Below are 16,205 nucleotides of genomic sequence, written 5' to 3'. Positions count from 1 at the left end.
ACCGTCGCGCCCGCGCCGGCTCAGTGAGCGACGACCGGGATCTTGAGCTCGCCCTCGAAGCCGTCCGCACCTTCGGCCGACCCGCCGCCGGAGCCGGTGGCTCCGGTACCCGGGCGCCCGGTGTTGATCAGCGTCAGAGCGATCGCCGAGGCCGCGGCGAGGATGCCGACCGCCCACCAGATCGCGCTGGCGTAGCCGCTCACCATGGCCTGGAGCTGCAGCAGCTTCGGGTCGGAGGCACCTGCGGCGTGGTCGGCGATGTACGCGGTCGTGGCACCCGCCGCGATCGTGTTGAGCAGCGCCGTACCGATGGCGCCGCCGACCTGCTGCGAGGTGTTCACCATCGCGGAGGCCACACCGGCGTCACGCGGCTCGATGCCGTGCGTGGCCAGCGACATGGCCGGCATGAACGCCGTACCCATACCGAGGCCGAGCAGCAGCTGTCCCGGCAGGATGACGCCCGCGTACGAGGAGTCGATCTCCAGCTGGGTCAGCAGCAGCATGCCGATCGCCGCCACCAGGAAGCCGGGGCCCATCAGCAGCCGCGGCGGGACCCGGGTCATGAGCCGGGCGCCGATCTGCGTGGAACCGGCGATCATGCCCGCGATCATCGGAAGGAACGCGAAGCCGGTCTTGACCGGCGAGTAGCCCTTCGCGACCTGCAGGTAGTAGGTCAGGAACAGGAAGAGCCCGAACATCGCGATGATGGCGAGACCCAGCGAGAGGTAGACCCCTCCGCGGTTGCGCTCCGTCAGGACGCGCAGCGGCAGCAGCGGGGACTTGACGCGCGACTCCGTGACGACGAAGGCCAGGAGCAGCACCGCGGCCGCGACGAACATGCCGATGGTCAGCGAGTCCGACCAGCCGGCCGACTCAGCGCGGGTGAAGCCGTACACCAGCGAGACCAGGCCCAGCGTGGACAGGACGACGCCGGGGATGTCGAGCGGCGAGCGGTTGCGTCCGCCGGCCGGCTCACGGATGACGAAGTAGGCACCCGCAGCGGCAACGATCGCGAAGGGGATGTTGACGAAGAACGTCCAGCGCCAGTTCAGGTACTCGGTCAGGAAGCCGCCCAGGATCAGGCCGACCGCGCCACCGCCACCGGCGATGGCCCCGTAGATACCGAAGGCCTTGGCGCGCTCCTTGGCGTCGGTGAACATCACCGCGAGGAGCGACAGGGCGGCCGGTGCGAGCAGCGCGCCGAAGGCGCCCTGCAGGGCACGGGAGCCGAACATCATCGCCTCGCCCTGGGCGGCACCGCCGATCGCGGAGGCCGCGGCGAAGCCGAGAAGGCCGACCACGAAGGTGCGCTTGCGTCCCCAGAGGTCGGCGATGCGTCCGCCGAAGAGCAGGAGCCCACCGAACGCGAGCGCGTAGGCGGTGATGACCCACTGCTTGTTGCCCTCGGAGATGCCCAGGTCCGTCTGGGCGGAGGGCAGGGCGATGTTCACGATGGTCGCGTCGAGGACGACCATCAGCTGGGCGAGGGCGATGAAGGCCAGTGCTTTCCAGCGACTGGGATCCGGAAGCAGCGTGTCGGCTGTTTTGGACATGGGAGTAGCCACCTAAGGACGCGCGTGGACGCGAAGAGTCGTCGTGAAGGGTCGTGGGTCGGCGGAACGGGCCGATGGCGCCGGAAAAGGGCGCACCGTGCCGACGGTCGGGCCTGCTCGTCAGGCCCCGACCTGCTCCTTGTGTGTTCTGTCGGCCGCTGGGGCCCCGTGAGTCTGCTGAGTCTCTGATGTGCCGCCGGCGTCAGTGCCCGCGGCGCAGGTCCTCCAAGGTCGCCGCCGATCCGGGCAGCTCGGAACGTGCCGGAGCTTCCAGACCGTCCAGAAGGAGCTGGAGATGGCGGTGGGTGAACCGGTCGATGTCCGGGCAGGCGATGCCTGGCAGCGGCCGGGTGAGCTGGGAGAGGGCGACGAGTACGTCACCGACGGCAATGTCGGTGCGCAGCCGCCCTGCGGACATGGCGCGCTCCACGAGCCCTTCGACGGCCTCTTCGAGGCCTCGGCGGGCGGCGAGCAGTTCGGGGTGGTCCTTGTCGAAGCCGCCCGACAGCATCGGGCACAGGGCGCCGATCCGTTCGTCGGCCGCCGCGTGCACGAAGCGGCTGAGCGCGGCGAACGGATCGGATTCCGCCGCGACAGCCTCCTGGGCACGTTCGGTGGTGCGGGAGGTGACCGCGAGGACGACTTCGTGGGTCAGCGCGGCCCGGTCGGGGAAGTTCCGGTAGAGCGTGGCGTTGCCGACCCCGGCCCTGCGTGCGACCTCGTCGAGCGGCACGTCCGGGCCGAACTCGACGAACATCTCGCGCGCGGCCGTCACGATCCGCTCCCGGTTGCGCAGTGCGTCGGCCCGCGGACGGGTCATACGGCGCTGCACGGCGCAGGCGGCGGTTTCGGCGACGGTCTCCACGACGGCGGCCCTTCCCATTTCGGTGTGTGGGCGACCCCTCGGACTAACCGGGGACCGCTTCCCCGTTTCGCGGGGACACCCATGCAAACGGGGAAAGGATCCCCGGTTATTTCCCGAGCTATTGTGACCTGCGTCACACATTCTACCGAGGTGAAAACCCCTCCATCGGCGCACCCAACGAGCGGACCCGCAGGACCCGGCACAGGCTGATCGCCAGAGCGCAGTCAGGGCCGGCCGACTGCCGCGGACCCCCCGAAGGCGCCCTATGCAGCAGCCCCGCCACCGGATACGCAGGTACCGCCGCACCGTCGCCCTCGCCGGAGCAACGGCTCTGGTCATCGCGACCGTGGCGTCGGCGAGCTCCACGCTCCCCGACCCCAGCCGCGCCTCCGCAGGACCGGTGGCCGCGCCCCGGGGAACAGGCCTCGCACCGTGCCGGATCCCTGCCGGGATGGGCGTGCAGATGTCGGAAGGCATGCCGACACCGCCCGGATACGCGCGCTCCACGGGCGAGATCAAGGCCCTCAACCTGATGATCGACTTCCCGGACGCGGAGGCGACGGAACCGGCCGAGGACCGGCTCGCGGAGTTCTTCCCGCAGACGTCCGACTGGTTCCGCACCAGCTCCTACGGCCGCCTCACGTATGTGCCCGAAGCCCCGGTGAAGGACTGGCTGCGGATGCCCGAGCCGTTCTCGGCGTACGGGATAGAGCGGGGCTCACCGTACGAACCCGGCTACCGCAAGCTCGTCAAGGACCTCGTGAGCACCGCGGACCCGAAGGTGAACTTCTCCGCGTACGACCTGGTCAACGTCCTGGTCACCCCGAACGCCGGCCCCTCGGCGCTGGACACCGTCCTGTCGGTCACCTTCTCCGGCAACGATGACGCCCCGCTCGCCGACGGAGTCCCGCTCGCCAACACGTCCTTCGTCTACAGCCGCCAGGACGACGGGTCGGGCTCGTACGCGGAAACCGGCTACCGGGTCCTGCCCCACGAGAACGGCCATGTCTTCGGGCTGCCCGACCTGTACACGATGGAGGGCGGCGGCTCCGTCGGGCACTGGGACATCATGTCCGAGGACTGGGGCGCCAACAACGACCTCCTGGGCTGGCACAAGTGGAAGCTCGGCTGGCTCGACAACAGCCAGATCAGGTGCGCGGCCATGCCCGGAACCAGCGAACACACCCTCGGCCCGCTCGCCACGACCGGCGGCACCAAGCTGGCCTTCGTACCGCTGAGCGCCGAGTCCGGTTACGCGGTGGAGGTCCGCACCCCGGCGGGCAACGACGAAGCGGTCTGCAGGCCCGGTGTACTCATCTACAAGGTGAGCTCCGACGTCGACACCGGCCAGGGGCCGGTCTCCGTCGCGGACAGCACCGAGGACAGCGGCGGCTGCACCAGGCGGCCCAATGTCCACGCCGAACTCTCCGACGCCCCGTTCGAGCCCGGCGAGGTCTTCACCGACCGGTCCAACGGCATACGCATATCCGTCGTCGCGAAGGACGCCGACGACAACTACGAGGTCCGGATCACCCGGCCCTGAGAACCGCGGCGCTCAGCCCCCGCTCCTGTGCGCATGGTCCCTGACCGTCTCCCGGAGCTCCCGCTTGAGGATCTTCCCGGTCGGATTCCGGGGCAGCGGTTCGTGCGTCACCAGGACATGGGCCGGAACCTTGAACGGGGCCAGACTCCGGGCCACCTGCGCCCGCAGCTCCTCGACACCGGTCTCGGCGCCCGGCCGCAGCCGGACGACCGCCGCGACCTCCTCGCCCAGCACCGGGTGCGGGACACCCAGCACCGCCGCGTCCTCGACATCGGGGTGGTCGTGCAACGCCGCCTCGACCTCGACGCAGTACACGTTCTCGCCGCCCCGGATCACCATGTCCTTGATCCGGTCGACCACGGCGACCCGCCCGTCCCGGACCACGGCGAGATCCCCCGTACGGAACCAGCCGCCGCTGAACGCCTCGGCCGTCGCCTCTTCGTTGCGCCAGTAGCCGCGGACCACGGACTGACCGCGCAGCCACAGCTCACCGACCTCACCTTCCTGCAGTGCTTCCCCCGCCGCACCGGCGATCCGCACCTCGGTGACCGGCGTCGGGGTCCCGACACTCTCCGGGTGGGCGCGGTACGAGGCGCCGAAGTTGGCCAGCACTCCCCCGCTCGTCTCGGTCAGGCCGTAGCCGTTGCGCGGCTCGATCCGCTCACCGTGCCGGGCGGTGAGCTGCGCGACCAGGTCGGGCGGAGCCGCCGCCCCGCCCGTGTTCAGCATCAGCAGGCTCTCCAGCCCGTCGCCCGCACGGTCCGCTCCGGCAATCAACTGGAGCGCGGTGGCCGGCACTCCGGCGTAGTGCGTGACCCCGTGCTCACGGATCAGCCGCAGGGCCTCGTCGGCGTCCCACTTGCGCATCAGGACGAGGGTGCCGCCCGCCGCCATCGCCGCGTAGAGGCTGGTGAACGCCGCGACGTGGAAGAACGGGAACGTCATCAGGGTGACCGGAGCCGGTCCCTGCCCGGGGATGATCCCGCGGCCCAGTGCGGAGGCGGCGGCCTGGTAACGCGGATTGAGAGCGGCACCCGCCTGCGCGAGGTGAGTGGCGACAGCACCCTTGGGCCGCCCCGTGGTGCCGGAGGTGTAGATGATCGTGGCGTCGTCCTCCGGGCGGATCTCCACCTCGGGAGGCGCGGCCAGCGGGTCGGGGGCGGGCAGGTCCGCGTACCGCTCGGCCCTGTCGGGCAGCTCTCCTTCCCCGAGTGCCTCGTCATGGAAGACGACGAAGCGCGCCCCGGCCTTCTCCCCCCATGCCGCCACCTTCGGCAGCTGCTCCCCGTCGACCAGCAGCACCCGCGGCTCGCAGTCGTCGAGGGCGTAGCCGAACTCCCCCTCGGTCCACCAGGCGTTGAGCGGGACGGCGACGAGGCCGGCCAGCTGAGCCGCCCAGAACGCGATCTGCCACTCGGGGTGGTTGCGCATCGCGATCACAGCCCGGTCTCCGGGACGCAGCCCGTACGTCTCGGAGAGCCGCCGCGCCAGCGAGGACGCGCCGGCGAAGAACTCCGCGTACGAGCAGGTCCGTTCACCCGCGATCAGGAACGGCTGGTCGCCGAAGGCCCAGGTGGTCTCGACGAACTCGCGCAGTGTGCGGGGCCCGTTCGCATAGACGAGCGGGCCGTGCTCGGCACGGACCACGGCAAAGGGAGCACCGGGTGCGGTCAGTACCGCCTCGGCCCGTGCACGGGCGGCCTGATCGTGGGCGGCCCGGTCGTGGGCGACCCGATCGCGGGCGGGAGCGGGAGCGGAATCTGGGGAAGGGGTGGGGTCGGTGTGTGGCACGGTCGACCTCTCCAAGCGCTGTCTCAGCAACCCGGCGACGCTATGCCCGCGCCCCGCCCCCGTCAAGAAACAGCAGCCCCCCGCCCCAAGCCCTGCTCACCCTTTCGGCCAGGTCAGACCTTGCCCTTGGCCCCCGGGAGCTCCTTCATCGCGTCCACAACCGCCCGCTCCGTGATCGCCGTGTGCCCGGTCACCGTGCCGGCCTCGACCCCCTCCATGTCGCGCATCTGCACCGTGCGCTCCCCCAGGTAGCTGAAGGTCTTCGGGTCGAAGATCCACTCGGTGCGGGCGCCGCCCGTCTCATCGGTCCGGGCTATGGCGATCCCGTGCCGCCCCACCGCATCGGTCGTGTCGTCCACCACCACCACGCCAGGGATCTTCGCGGCCGCCCGGTACAGCGCGGATGTCAGCTCCGCCGGCATCACCTGCTCCATCACCAGGTCACCGATCGTGGTGAAGGCCTGCTGGTCGGGGCCGTTGCCCTGCCCCTCCGTCTCCTCGTAGATCTTCTTCAGCAGCTCGTCGGGGTCGGTGGTCAGCGTCTTGAGGTAGTCGTAGCTGGGCGAACCGATGCTCGGCTCCAGGGCCTCCCCCTCGTCGTCCAGAGTCAGCCCGTCCCTGGACGTCGTGCCGTTTCCCGGCTCGATCAGCCAGCCCCTGCGGCCGTCCGGCGACAGCCAGACCTGGCGGCCATGCAGCTTCTGCACATAGGTCTCGCTCTTCCCGGTGTCCACGTTCTCCGACATCGTCAGCCAGGAGACCTGGCTCTTGATGTAGATGAACTGCCCCGGCCGGGGCTCGGGGAGCTTCTCCTTCACGGCGGCCACGGAGATCCGGTCGACCGTGCTGCTCAGCCCTTCCGTCGTGCCCTGCGCGACCTGTACCACCGAAGCGGGAACAGATCCTTCCGGCGGACCGGCGGCTTCGACGGCCTTCTGCCCCGTCAACTGCGCGACTCCGATCGTCCCGGCCAGCACGGCGACCGCGGCAGCCGCCCCGATCAGCGCGAGCCGGCGACTGCCGGTACGGCGCGGCGGCTCGGGAGAACTCGGCGGGAAAAGGGCCACGGTCTGCGGCTGCGCCCCGGTCGACTTCCGGTCCTGCGCCTGGCGGATCTCGTTCATCAGGTGCTCCTCGAGCGTGGTCAGGCGGTCGCGCGAAAGCACCGGATCGCCTGGCGCCGGCAGCAGCGCCGCCGACTCCACATGGTCGAGCGGCTCACGGCGCCGCCGCCAAGGGGTGCGATTCATCGGTTTCTCTCCTCGTTCGACCGGACCGCATCGACGCGGCCACCCTGTACTTGTCCGCCCGTCCCGACCGGTTCCCTCTTTCTTCGCAGGCGGCGCAACTCCCCGTCCGTGAGTTTGCGCAGCCGGGTTCTCGCCCGCGACAGCCGGGAACGCACCGTGCCCACCGGCACTCCGAGCGCCTCGGCGACCTCCGCGTAACCGAGCCCGGACCACACGCACAGTGCGAAGACTTCGCGCTCGCTCCTGCGCAACTGCCCCAACGCGGTCTTCGCCGCGGCCAGTTCCTCCGAGTCCGTGATCCGCCCGACCAACTCGTCGGCGAAATCCGGCAACACGTCCCGCAAGGGCAGTCTGGCCAGCGCTCTCTCGTGCCGCCGGGCGGCGCGCCCCGTGTTGCGCAGCACGTTGACCGCGATCCCCATCAGCCAGGGCCGCGGACTGTCACCTTCGTCCCGCAGCTTCCCGCGCAGCCGCCATGCCTCCAGAAAGGTCAGCGACACGATGTCCTCGGCCGCGTCCCAGTCCCCCGTGGTCCGCACCGCGTGCCGGTAGACGAGCTGGGCATGGTCGCGGAACAGCTCGCGGAACGCCTCCGGGTCCCCCGCGCGGATGCGGGCATGCATCGAGTAGTTCACCTCCTGACTTGTCCGCCCACGCCTCGCGGTTCCTGTGATGCGCGTCACACGTGACATCGGGTCGAGGCGTCCGGGACCAGGAGTGTCCGGGACCGGGTGGGGTCAGGAGCGGACCAGGTCAGGGAGCGGGCGGCTCGATGTCCGAGTCGAGTCTCCCCCACGCCTGCACCGCCAGCGTGGTCGGATGTTCCGCACCCATCGTCGCCGCGGCCCGCTCCAGGGCGTCCTGGTGCAGGGCCGCCGCCTCGTCCGTCGCCCCGGTCGCCCGCAGGTCCAGCGCCAGGTTCGACGCACAGCCGATCGCGTCGTAGTGATCGGCTGTCAGGACGCGGACGAAGTCGGCGTACGCCTCACGCTCCAGCGCCACCGCCTCTGCCGTCCTGTTGTTGGTGACCAGGTCGGTGGCGTGGTTCATCATGCTGGTCAGCGTGTAGGGATTGGCGGCGCCGAGAACCTCCCGGTACTGCTGGAGGGTTCTGCGCGACATGGCCAGCGCCGCATCGCGCGCCCCGGTCAGCCGCAGGTACACGGCCAGGTTGTTCGCGCAGGCCAGTGCGAACGGATGCCGCTCCCCCAGCTGGGTGCGGTGCCGGTCGAGGGCGTCCTGCGCGAGCGCCCGCGCCCCCTGCGCGTCCCCCGTGGCCACCAGCGCACAGGCCAGGTTGGTGGCCGCGGAGAGGGTGTCCGGATGGTCGGGGCCGAGCACGCTCATGTACGTGTCGTAGATGTCGGCACTGAGCGCCCTGGCCGCCTCGTACTGACCGGTGCGGCGCAGCACCGCCGCGAGGTTGCGGGCCGCGCTCAGCGTCTCCGGATGCTTGTCGCCGGTCCGCTCCCGGAAGGCCGCCACGGTCTCCTGGAGCAGTTTCAGCGCCTGTTCCGGCGCCCCCGTCTCCCGCAGGTCCCGTGCGTAGTTGCTGGCGGAGGTGAGCGTGTACGGATGGGTGGCGCCAAGCACTTCGCGCCGGGTCTCGTACACGTACCGGTCGAGCTCGCGGGCACCCTGCCGGTCGCCGGACAGGAAGAGGGAGACCGCGAGGTTGTTCGCGGCGCTGAGTGTGCGCGGGGTCCGCAGGCCGTGCACCCGCTGGCTGACCCGGTAGGTCTCCCGGTCGATGTCCCGCGCCTTCGTGTAGGCGCCGGTGCTGCGCAGGTCGGCGCCGAGGTTCCCGGCGGCGATCAGGGTGTACTCGTCGTCCTCGCCCAGCGACTCACGGGCCTGCTCCCACACCTCCAGGCCCAGCGCGTGCGCCTCCGCGAGCTTTCCGGCGGACCTCAGCGCATTGGCCTGCTGGCACCGCATGAGGATCACCAGGGAGTCGCCGTCCCCGAATACGGGAACCCAGAGGCCCAGGGCCCGTTCGGCCGTTTCCAGGGCCGCACTGTGATCGGAGCGCCGCCACAGGTAGCGGACCGCGTCGACCACCCAGCGGCGTACCCGCGCGGACCTGCTGCTGAAGGCCCGCGACGGGGCCATGTGCGGGAGCAGTGCCGCGTGCCGCCCCCAGGAGGCGGGGTCCTCGGCGTACCCGGGATTGGCCTCGGCGAGAATCGCGTGCACATGGGCGCGCATCTCGGCCCACCGTTCGCGCGGCACCTGGGAGCGCAGCACCTCCTGCACCAGCCGGTGCACGCTGATGGTCCGGTCGCCCTGGTCGGTGCGGGCGAGGCCGTAGCGGTTGATGTCGGTGAACAGCCTGCCCATCCGCATCGGATCGTCCAGGCGGTCGTCGTACTGCTCCAGCAGCTCCGCCGTACGGCTGCCGTACAGCGTCCACATCGGGATCGGGTCCGGGCCGAAGAACGCGCAGATCTCCAGAAGCAGCGCGGCGGCGGGCGTCGCCTCCCGCATCGCGCGAAGCGACAGCAGCCAGGTGGCTGCCGCCGAGCGCGGATAGCTCGTGGGCGGCTCCTGCTCCAGCATCTGCGTCAACTGGGTCTCCAGCAGCCGCAGATACGTCTCCACGGGCATGGCCGACTGCTCCAGCCAGGCCGCCGCCTGCCCGACGGCGAGCGGGAGGTCGCCGAGCGCCTCGGCGACCTGACCGGCCTCGGTGTCCGTCAGGTTCGGGTTCTGCCGCCGGAGCAGTCGCACGGACTCGTCCCGGGTGAAGACATGGACCTCCACCTGGACCGCGAGTGCCACCCAGGCCCGGTTGCGCGACGTCACCAGGACGTGGCCGGGCCCTGCCGGGATCAACGGGGCCAGCTCCTCGGGCCGTTCGGCGTTGTCGTAGACCAGGAGCCAGCGCCGGTAGGGCCGCCCCTGCCGTAACGCCTCCAGCACGGCGGCCGCCGTCGTCGCCACGTCGTCACGGGCCGGCAGACCCAACTCGGCTGCCAGCGCGGCCAGTTCCTGGCGCACGAGGCCGGGCTGACCGGCCGCTATCCACCACACGGCGTCGTAATCGGCGGCGAACCTGTGCGCGTACTCGATGGCGACCTGCGTCTTGCCCACCCCGCCGAGCCCGAACACGGCCTGCGGCGGCCCGCCTTGCAGCCCGCTCGCGGCGAAGCCGTTGCGCATCTGCTCCAGCGTGCCGGCACGACCGGTGAAGGAAGGGTTGCGCGAAGGCACGTGCCAGACCCGGGGAACGACTCCGGGATAGCGCGGTCCGCTCTCCTCCTCGGTGGCCGCCCTGCCGGGGGTCCTGAGGGTGCCCGCCACGGCGTTGTCCGGCCTGCCCACGGCCGCCAGCAGCGCCTGCTCCGCCTCTTCCTGGTCCCGCTCGACAAGGTCCACGGCCACCAGGCCCGCGAAGGGGGCGGGCAGCGGGGCGTCGTGGACCCGGATGGGGATCAGCATCCGCTGCGAGGCCTCCGGGTCCCGGGAGGACACCGACTTCCACAGCTCGTGGGCGTGCGGCAGCCGGACGAAGTCCGGCGAGAGGAGCACCACGATCCGGCCGGATCCGGCCAGGGCCAGACGTACGTCGGTCATGGTGTCGGCGCCCGCGTGCTCGGCCGAGCCGCTGAGGGCCACCTGGTAGCCGGTCGCGGTGAGCCGGGCGCCGATCCACTCCGCCCACATGCGGTCCGCGGGCGCGTAGCTGAGGAAGATGTCGGAGGGGATGGGCGCCTTGGTCCGCTCGTACGAGGCGAGCAGCGCCCGCCGCATCGTCTCCGGCATCGGGCGCTGCTTCGTGACCCGCCCGTCGGTGATCCGGCCGGTGAGCCTCTCGGACGCGGCCAGCAGGCTGTTGCCCTGGTGGGGCCGGTCGCCTACGGGGGCGGGGATCTCCTCGTACGCGAAGAAGGGCCGGTAGGGGATCTCCACATCGCCCCAGTACAGGTCGCGTTCCTCGCGGGTCATGGAGCCGAGGAACGACTGGAACCTGCTGCGGGCCAGGTCCCGGCCGGCCTCGAGCTTGTTCTGTTCGGCGTACTCGACGCGCATCGGGGCGGGCAGGATCCGGATGGGCCGCATCGTGGCCTGGGCCCGCACGGACTCGGCGACGGCTGCGGCACCCTGGATCGACTGGGCGCTCAGGGTGAAGGAGTCGACGACGACGTCGGGCAGCAGGATCGTGCAGATGCCGGCCGTGTCGGACAGTCCCGTACGGCTGTCGATCAGGACGTAGTCGTAGCGTTCGCTCAGCTCGTCGCGCAGGGCAGTGAGGAACTCGGCGCCCCGCAGCTGCGTGTAGAAGTGGTCCCAGTCGAAGGTGGAGACGGCCGCGGAGTATCCGTCGTTCTGGAGACCTGCGGGCAGGAAGTCGAGCCGCCCGTCGTCGGCGAAGTCCATGCGCACCCCGACGATGCAGTCGTCGACATCGGAGTGGTCACGGAACCAGCGGTCCCAGTCGACCCGCCCTCCGGGCAGGGGCTCGGGACCGGGCCCGGAGGCTCGCATGGAGTAGTCGCGGATGAGGTCGATGACGCCCTTGGTGGAGCCGAGTTCGGGGTCGACCAGCAGTGGATGGAAGTAGCGGTGGAGCCCCGGCGCCTCCAGGTCCCAGTCGATGATCAGAACCCGCAGGCCGTTACTGGCAAGGATCCAGGCGGTGTTGACGAGAGCCATGGTGCGGCCGACGCCGCCCTTGAACGAGTAGAACGTCACGACGGTGCCGGGTTCCCCGGTGCGCTTCCCACCGGTGCCGGCTGCTCCCGGCCTCTCACCCGGCCTCTCGCCCGGCACCGCGCCGCCTTCCGCCGGGGACCTCGCACCCGGCACCTGGGCGCCGCCCGCTCCGAACCCTGCACCAACAGCCCCGGAAACAGCCCCGAACTCCCCGGATCCCGCAGGGGTGTCCACCAGCCGCAGGCCTTCCGCACCCCCGAAGGTGTCTCCGTCGTCCCAGCCGCCCGAAGCGTCCCCGCTCGCCGAACCGTCCCAACCGTCCCTGGTCATCGCCCTGCGCCTCCGTCACCACGAGAGTCGAGCGGCCCGTGCCCGCCGGGCCTGCGAGGCCGGTTCACCGGCCGGTCAGCGGGAGGGCCGGCCTGCGGTGTTCCACCGGCCGGCCCTGGAATCCGTGGCGGAGCGCTGCCCGGCCCGCTGCCGGTTCCGCTGGTCGGCCCCCGCAGGATCGGGCGCGCCGACACCGTCCCCTGCTCGCCCGCACCCGGGGCCACAGGGGCATGGCGCTTGCGTATCAGGTTGTTCTGCGCGGAGGACACCATCCGCCCCAGGGCCTGCTTGAAGTCCGTGGCACTGACCCGGACCTGGAACTGCCTGTCCTGTGTGCCGCGCGACGACTTCCGCTCGAAGACCTCGGTCACCCCGCGCCAGAGTTCCCCCCGCTCCCCGTCCTCCCGGGGATGGCAGGGAACGAGAACGCCGGTCGCGGGATGCTCCGTCCGGTCGAACTGCTCCAACTGCTCACGGTACGGCGACACCGGCGCGCTCCACGCGTCCACCAGCAGGATCGACACCTGGTCGTCGCGCCATGCCTGATTGAGCTGCCGGGTGAGCCCACTGCGCACCTCCCGGTAGGCGGTGCCGTACCCCTGTGCCGTCACCAGGCGCTGAGCCACCTGGTAGATCGGGTACTCCTCCTGCGGGTGGTACGGATTCCAGTCGAGCCCCGCACGGCCGTAGTACGGGGCGCTCCTGCGCTCTTCGGGCAGCGTGTCCGCGGTGCCGGCGGCCACGAAGAACTGGACGGTGCTGCCCGGCCTGGTGGGTGCGGTGCGCGGCGGGAACGACAGGGGTTCCTGTGCCAGCCGGATGCCGTTGGCCACGGGCAGCTTCTCGCGCTCGGCGACGTACAGGACGCGCTGCGCGACGAGCCGTACGGCGTTGCGGTAGTCCTCGCCCGCAGGGTCCTTCTGGAGCAGCCGCTGCAGCCCGGCATCGGCGTACCAGGATCCGAAGCCGTCGGTGACGTACTGGATGTGCGCGACCTCGGACGGAATGTCGACGGGGCGCCACAGCACGGGGATCAGCGCCGACGAGCCCTTCTGGGTCCGCGCGAAGTACTGGTTCGCGCGCCGCATCATCACTCCGGCCTCACGCGAACACCACTCGCTGCGGAAATAGTCGGGCGAGTAGAGCGCCACCATCGAATGACAGATGCCGAGCACGCTTTCCAGGCGCTCGCTCCAGTGCTCACCGATACGGATGGAGCTGTTGTCCCGGAATCCGACCGGCAACCGGACCGCGCTACCGGCCAGTTCCATGATCTGCGCACATAAGTCGTCGTAGAACCGGCGCACATAAGCGTCCTGGTCATCGGTCCTGGCATAGCTCAGAAAGAAGTACGGCCCCACCGCGCCCCCACGACTCGATCTGCTGAACGCAGGCCCACAGTGCCCCGGCACCAACTGAATACCCTCGGAAACGGCCAGTTATTGCCCGCGGCCACGCAGACTGTGCCCACGGTCACGTTATGGCCAGAACTCGACGGTACGCAGTGCCGTTACGGAGTCGGCAGGACGCCGTTCAGCCCGTATCCCTGTCCCAGTCGCCGATGGTACGGCTCAGTTCCTCGACGAACTGCTCTCCTTCGTAGTTGAGTTCACCGCTGCCCAGCAGAGTCCGCGCGGCATCGGCGGTCCGCTCACGCCAGTGGCTGTACTGGCCGCCGGCGTAACTCCGGGTCAGCGGCCCGGGCCAGTGCTCCCTGCCCCGTTCCACCCGCCAGAAGTCCGAGACCCCCAGATGCGCGTACGTTCCCTGAAGCAGGGCGCCCGCAGGGCGCGGATCCGTGCGCCACGGCGCGTGATAGCGCGCCCCCGAGTCCGGCCCGTGCAGCGGTACGAGATCGAGCAGCGCGCCCAGCTGGATGTGCAGGAACTCGTGGACCAGCGCCAGCGCCAGCCGCTCGGCGTCGGCGGGCAGGGACACGCCGACCGCGCCGTATCCGCGGCGCACCACCGAGGACACCGCTGTGCCGTCGGGCTTCGGCAGGAGCGGCACCAGCGTGGACACCCCGGCGCCGACGGCCTCGGCGTGCCAGGGATGCCGCTCGACGAGCAACTGCCAGGCCTCGGACAGCAGTCCCTCCCAGCGGCGCACCGTTGCGCCGTCCAGGGGCCCCGGCACCGGGTCACCGTGCGCCTCTCGGTACGGGCCGCGGTCATCGATCCTTACGGTGAGACAGCGCCCCCGCGACTCCACCTGGAGGACCGGGCCGCCCGGATCCAGCAGCCGGGCCAGCCCGCCAGGCACGGGATCCACCTCGCCGCCGCCCGTCTCCGTGTACAGCGCGCGCAGCGCACCGGCCGCCCACAGGTCCAGATAGGGATGGAGGAGCACCGACTCCCACCGCTCCGTGGACTCCTGGCGCAACTCCTCGATCCGGTCGTACGTCTCCGCCAGCCGCATCTGCCGCACCACACGCGGGGCACGCTCCTCCGCGACCCGGCGCACCGCGCTCAGCAGCAGCCTGCGCTTGCTCAGCTGTCCGGCCCGCAGAACGGCCACGGCGGAGGCGCCGCCCCGCCCCCGGGCCAGCGCCAGGAAGGTCTCGCGCGGAATCAGATGCCGGGCAGGCGCGGCCCCCGGCCCGTTCACCGGGCCACCGAACCGGCCGGCCGGCGCTCCTTCAGCCTGGCCAGATCGTGCTCCAGCCTGCGCCGGATGTGCCCGATCAGGGCGGCCATGTCCGCGCAGTAGACCGTGGGATGAGCGAACGGATCACCGGGCCCGTGGCTGTACCGGTGGGCGTACAGCCCTCCGCCGCAGACCGCCACCAGCGGGCAGGAAGCGCAGACGGGCGACAGCTCCGGACTGCGGAAGGCCGGATGCGCCTCGGCCACGGTGAAAGCATCACGGAACACGTCCAGCGGGGTGGCAGCCGCCCCGTCGTACGACACCTTCAGGCTGTCGGCCAGCTCCAGCGAGCCGTCCGTCTCCACGACGACGAGGTCCAGCGGGCCGTTGCCCACCATCTCGCTGCTCGCCCGGCCGCCCAGCAGCAGCATGATCAGCTCCTCGAAGAGCCGGATCCCGGTCTCACGCCGGGGCGCCCCGTACCAGCGGTCGAAGACGGCGCACAGCCAGTCGGCGTACGGGGTCGCCCCCGGACTGTCCTGCGCCCCGTCACACGGCCCGTCCTGCGAACCGGGCGGCCTTCCTGGTGGTACGCGCCGTGCCGCAAGGCCCGGCGGGGGGACGTCCCATGTGCCGTGCGGCAGCAGGAGATCCATCCGCGGCGGCGAGAATTCGAGCAGCGCCTCGTAGGTCTCCACGGGGTCGGCGTCCAGGTCGATGGTGCACAGCACTCCGCTGAAGAGCTCCCGGTCGGCCCCGTCCCCGAGGATGCGCAGCGCCCGGGCCACGGCCCCGTGACTGCCTCGCCCGTCGGCGAACTTCCTGTACCGGTCATGGCCCGCGGCAGTCCCGTCGAGGCTGACCCCGACGCGCACGCCGTACCGGCGCAGCACCCGCAGCAGCTCCGGATCCTGGCCCAGCAGCACCCCGTTGGTCTGCATCCCCCAGGCGACCTCGCCGGTGCCGTCCAGCGCGTCGCGCAGAATCCTCAGGGTCCCGTCGAGATGCCGATGCCCGACGAGCAGGGGCTCACCGCCGTGAAGAATCACCGAGATCGGCCCGTCGGACCGTTCCGCCCCGGTCCCGCCCCCCGGCGGCCTCCGGTAGTCGGCGATCCGGGCGGCCACCTGCCGCACCGTGGAGTGTTCCATCCGCCGCACCTTCGTCCGCCAGCTCTGGTCAGCGGCCTCGTATACGTAGCAATACGTACATGCCAAATTGCATCGCGTATGCAACTTGAGAAGGAACTGGCGGAACGTCATGACCGCTCGCGGGTCCGCTCCCGTTCCCCGGCCGCAGGGTCGAGCGCCGACGTGAACGCGGAAACCGGCTCGCTGGAGGGGGTGAGCACTTCTTCCCTGAGCCGCGACACCATGTCGGCGAATACGGTGTCCGGCAGCTCGGCCAGCTCCGCGTCACTCAGCCCGCTGACATCTGCCAGGACCGAGACCAGCGGGGCGGAATTGATTGACTTCATGCTCCCCTGCCATCGCTTTTCGCGCGAGCATATAACAGAGCGTCAGTGATCGTTTACCGGCACCGACCCACCCATCAACCTCGCCCTCGCACACGCGCCACGGACGGCCCAACACCCCTCACCCCAGACCCCGCTGACCAGCCTCGGCCCTGTC

The 16,205-nt window shown here is 70.8% G+C and carries 11 protein-coding genes; 1 reads left to right on the top strand and 10 read right to left on the bottom strand.

The features are described from left to right. Window positions 1-20 precede the first annotated feature (20 nt). Both OG257_RS22385 and OG257_RS22380 read right to left on the bottom strand, forming a co-directional pair. Window positions 21-1,553: an MFS transporter gene (locus OG257_RS22385; RefSeq protein WP_329210077.1), complete on the bottom strand. Its 1,533-nt coding sequence runs from the start codon at window positions 1,551-1,553 to the stop codon at window positions 21-23. A gap of 202 nt (window positions 1,554-1,755) precedes the next feature. Next, window positions 1,756-2,418 (bottom strand): TetR/AcrR family transcriptional regulator, encoded by a 663-nt coding sequence (locus tag OG257_RS22380; RefSeq protein ID WP_443054568.1) that lies wholly within the window; start codon window positions 2,416-2,418, stop codon window positions 1,756-1,758. A gap of 265 nt (window positions 2,419-2,683) precedes the next feature. Here OG257_RS22380 and OG257_RS22375 point away from each other — a divergent pair, with 265 nt between their 5' ends. Further along, complete coding sequence (locus tag OG257_RS22375; protein WP_329210075.1) at window positions 2,684-3,961, top strand: M6 family metalloprotease domain-containing protein; 1,278 nt, start codon at window positions 2,684-2,686, stop codon at window positions 3,959-3,961. 12 nt (window positions 3,962-3,973) lie between these two features. On the opposite strand, the gene OG257_RS22370 is transcribed toward OG257_RS22375, so the two are convergent. The 8 genes from OG257_RS22370 to fxsA all read right to left on the bottom strand — a co-directional run bounded on the left by OG257_RS22370 (window position 3,974) and on the right by fxsA (window position 16,051). Continuing rightward, a complete protein-coding gene (locus OG257_RS22370; protein WP_443054457.1) occupies window positions 3,974-5,752 on the bottom strand; it encodes a class I adenylate-forming enzyme family protein in 1,779 nt (592 codons plus the stop codon). A gap of 113 nt (window positions 5,753-5,865) precedes the next feature. Continuing rightward, entirely contained in the window at window positions 5,866-7,002 is a 1,137-nt protein-coding gene (locus OG257_RS22365) for a CU044_5270 family protein (RefSeq protein WP_329210073.1), read from the bottom strand. Further along, entirely contained in the window at window positions 6,999-7,625 is a 627-nt protein-coding gene (locus tag OG257_RS22360) for an RNA polymerase sigma factor (protein ID WP_329210071.1), read from the bottom strand. The genes OG257_RS22365 and OG257_RS22360 overlap by 4 nt, the downstream gene beginning before the upstream one ends. A gap of 130 nt (window positions 7,626-7,755) precedes the next feature. Beyond that, entirely contained in the window at window positions 7,756-11,988 is a 4,233-nt protein-coding gene (fxsT, locus tag OG257_RS22355; protein WP_329210069.1) for an FxSxx-COOH system tetratricopeptide repeat protein, read from the bottom strand. Then, window positions 11,985-13,349, bottom strand: coding sequence for a TIR-like protein FxsC (locus OG257_RS22350; protein ID WP_329210067.1), 1,365 nt, complete (start codon window positions 13,347-13,349; stop codon window positions 11,985-11,987). The genes fxsT and OG257_RS22350 overlap by 4 nt, the downstream gene beginning before the upstream one ends. A 172-nt stretch (window positions 13,350-13,521) precedes the next feature. Continuing rightward, window positions 13,522-14,595, bottom strand: a complete 1,074-nt coding sequence (locus OG257_RS22345; RefSeq protein ID WP_329210065.1) for an aKG-HExxH-type peptide beta-hydroxylase — start codon at window positions 14,593-14,595, stop codon at window positions 13,522-13,524. After that, window positions 14,592-15,836: an FxsB family cyclophane-forming radical SAM/SPASM peptide maturase gene (locus OG257_RS22340; RefSeq protein ID WP_329210063.1), complete on the bottom strand. Its 1,245-nt coding sequence runs from the start codon at window positions 15,834-15,836 to the stop codon at window positions 14,592-14,594. Before OG257_RS22340 ends, OG257_RS22345 begins: the two co-directional genes overlap by 4 nt. Beyond that, on the bottom strand, window positions 15,833-16,051 hold the full coding sequence (gene fxsA / locus OG257_RS22335) for an FxSxx-COOH cyclophane-containing RiPP peptide (protein ID WP_329210061.1): 219 nt from the start codon (window positions 16,049-16,051) through the stop codon (window positions 15,833-15,835). The genes OG257_RS22340 and fxsA overlap by 4 nt, the downstream gene beginning before the upstream one ends. Window positions 16,052-16,205 lie beyond the last annotated feature (154 nt).

This window comes from Streptomyces sp. NBC_00683 (assembly GCF_036226745.1).
Classification (GTDB): domain Bacteria; phylum Actinomycetota; class Actinomycetes; order Streptomycetales; family Streptomycetaceae; genus Streptomyces.
This window is presented reverse-complemented; position numbering and strand designations above follow the sequence as displayed.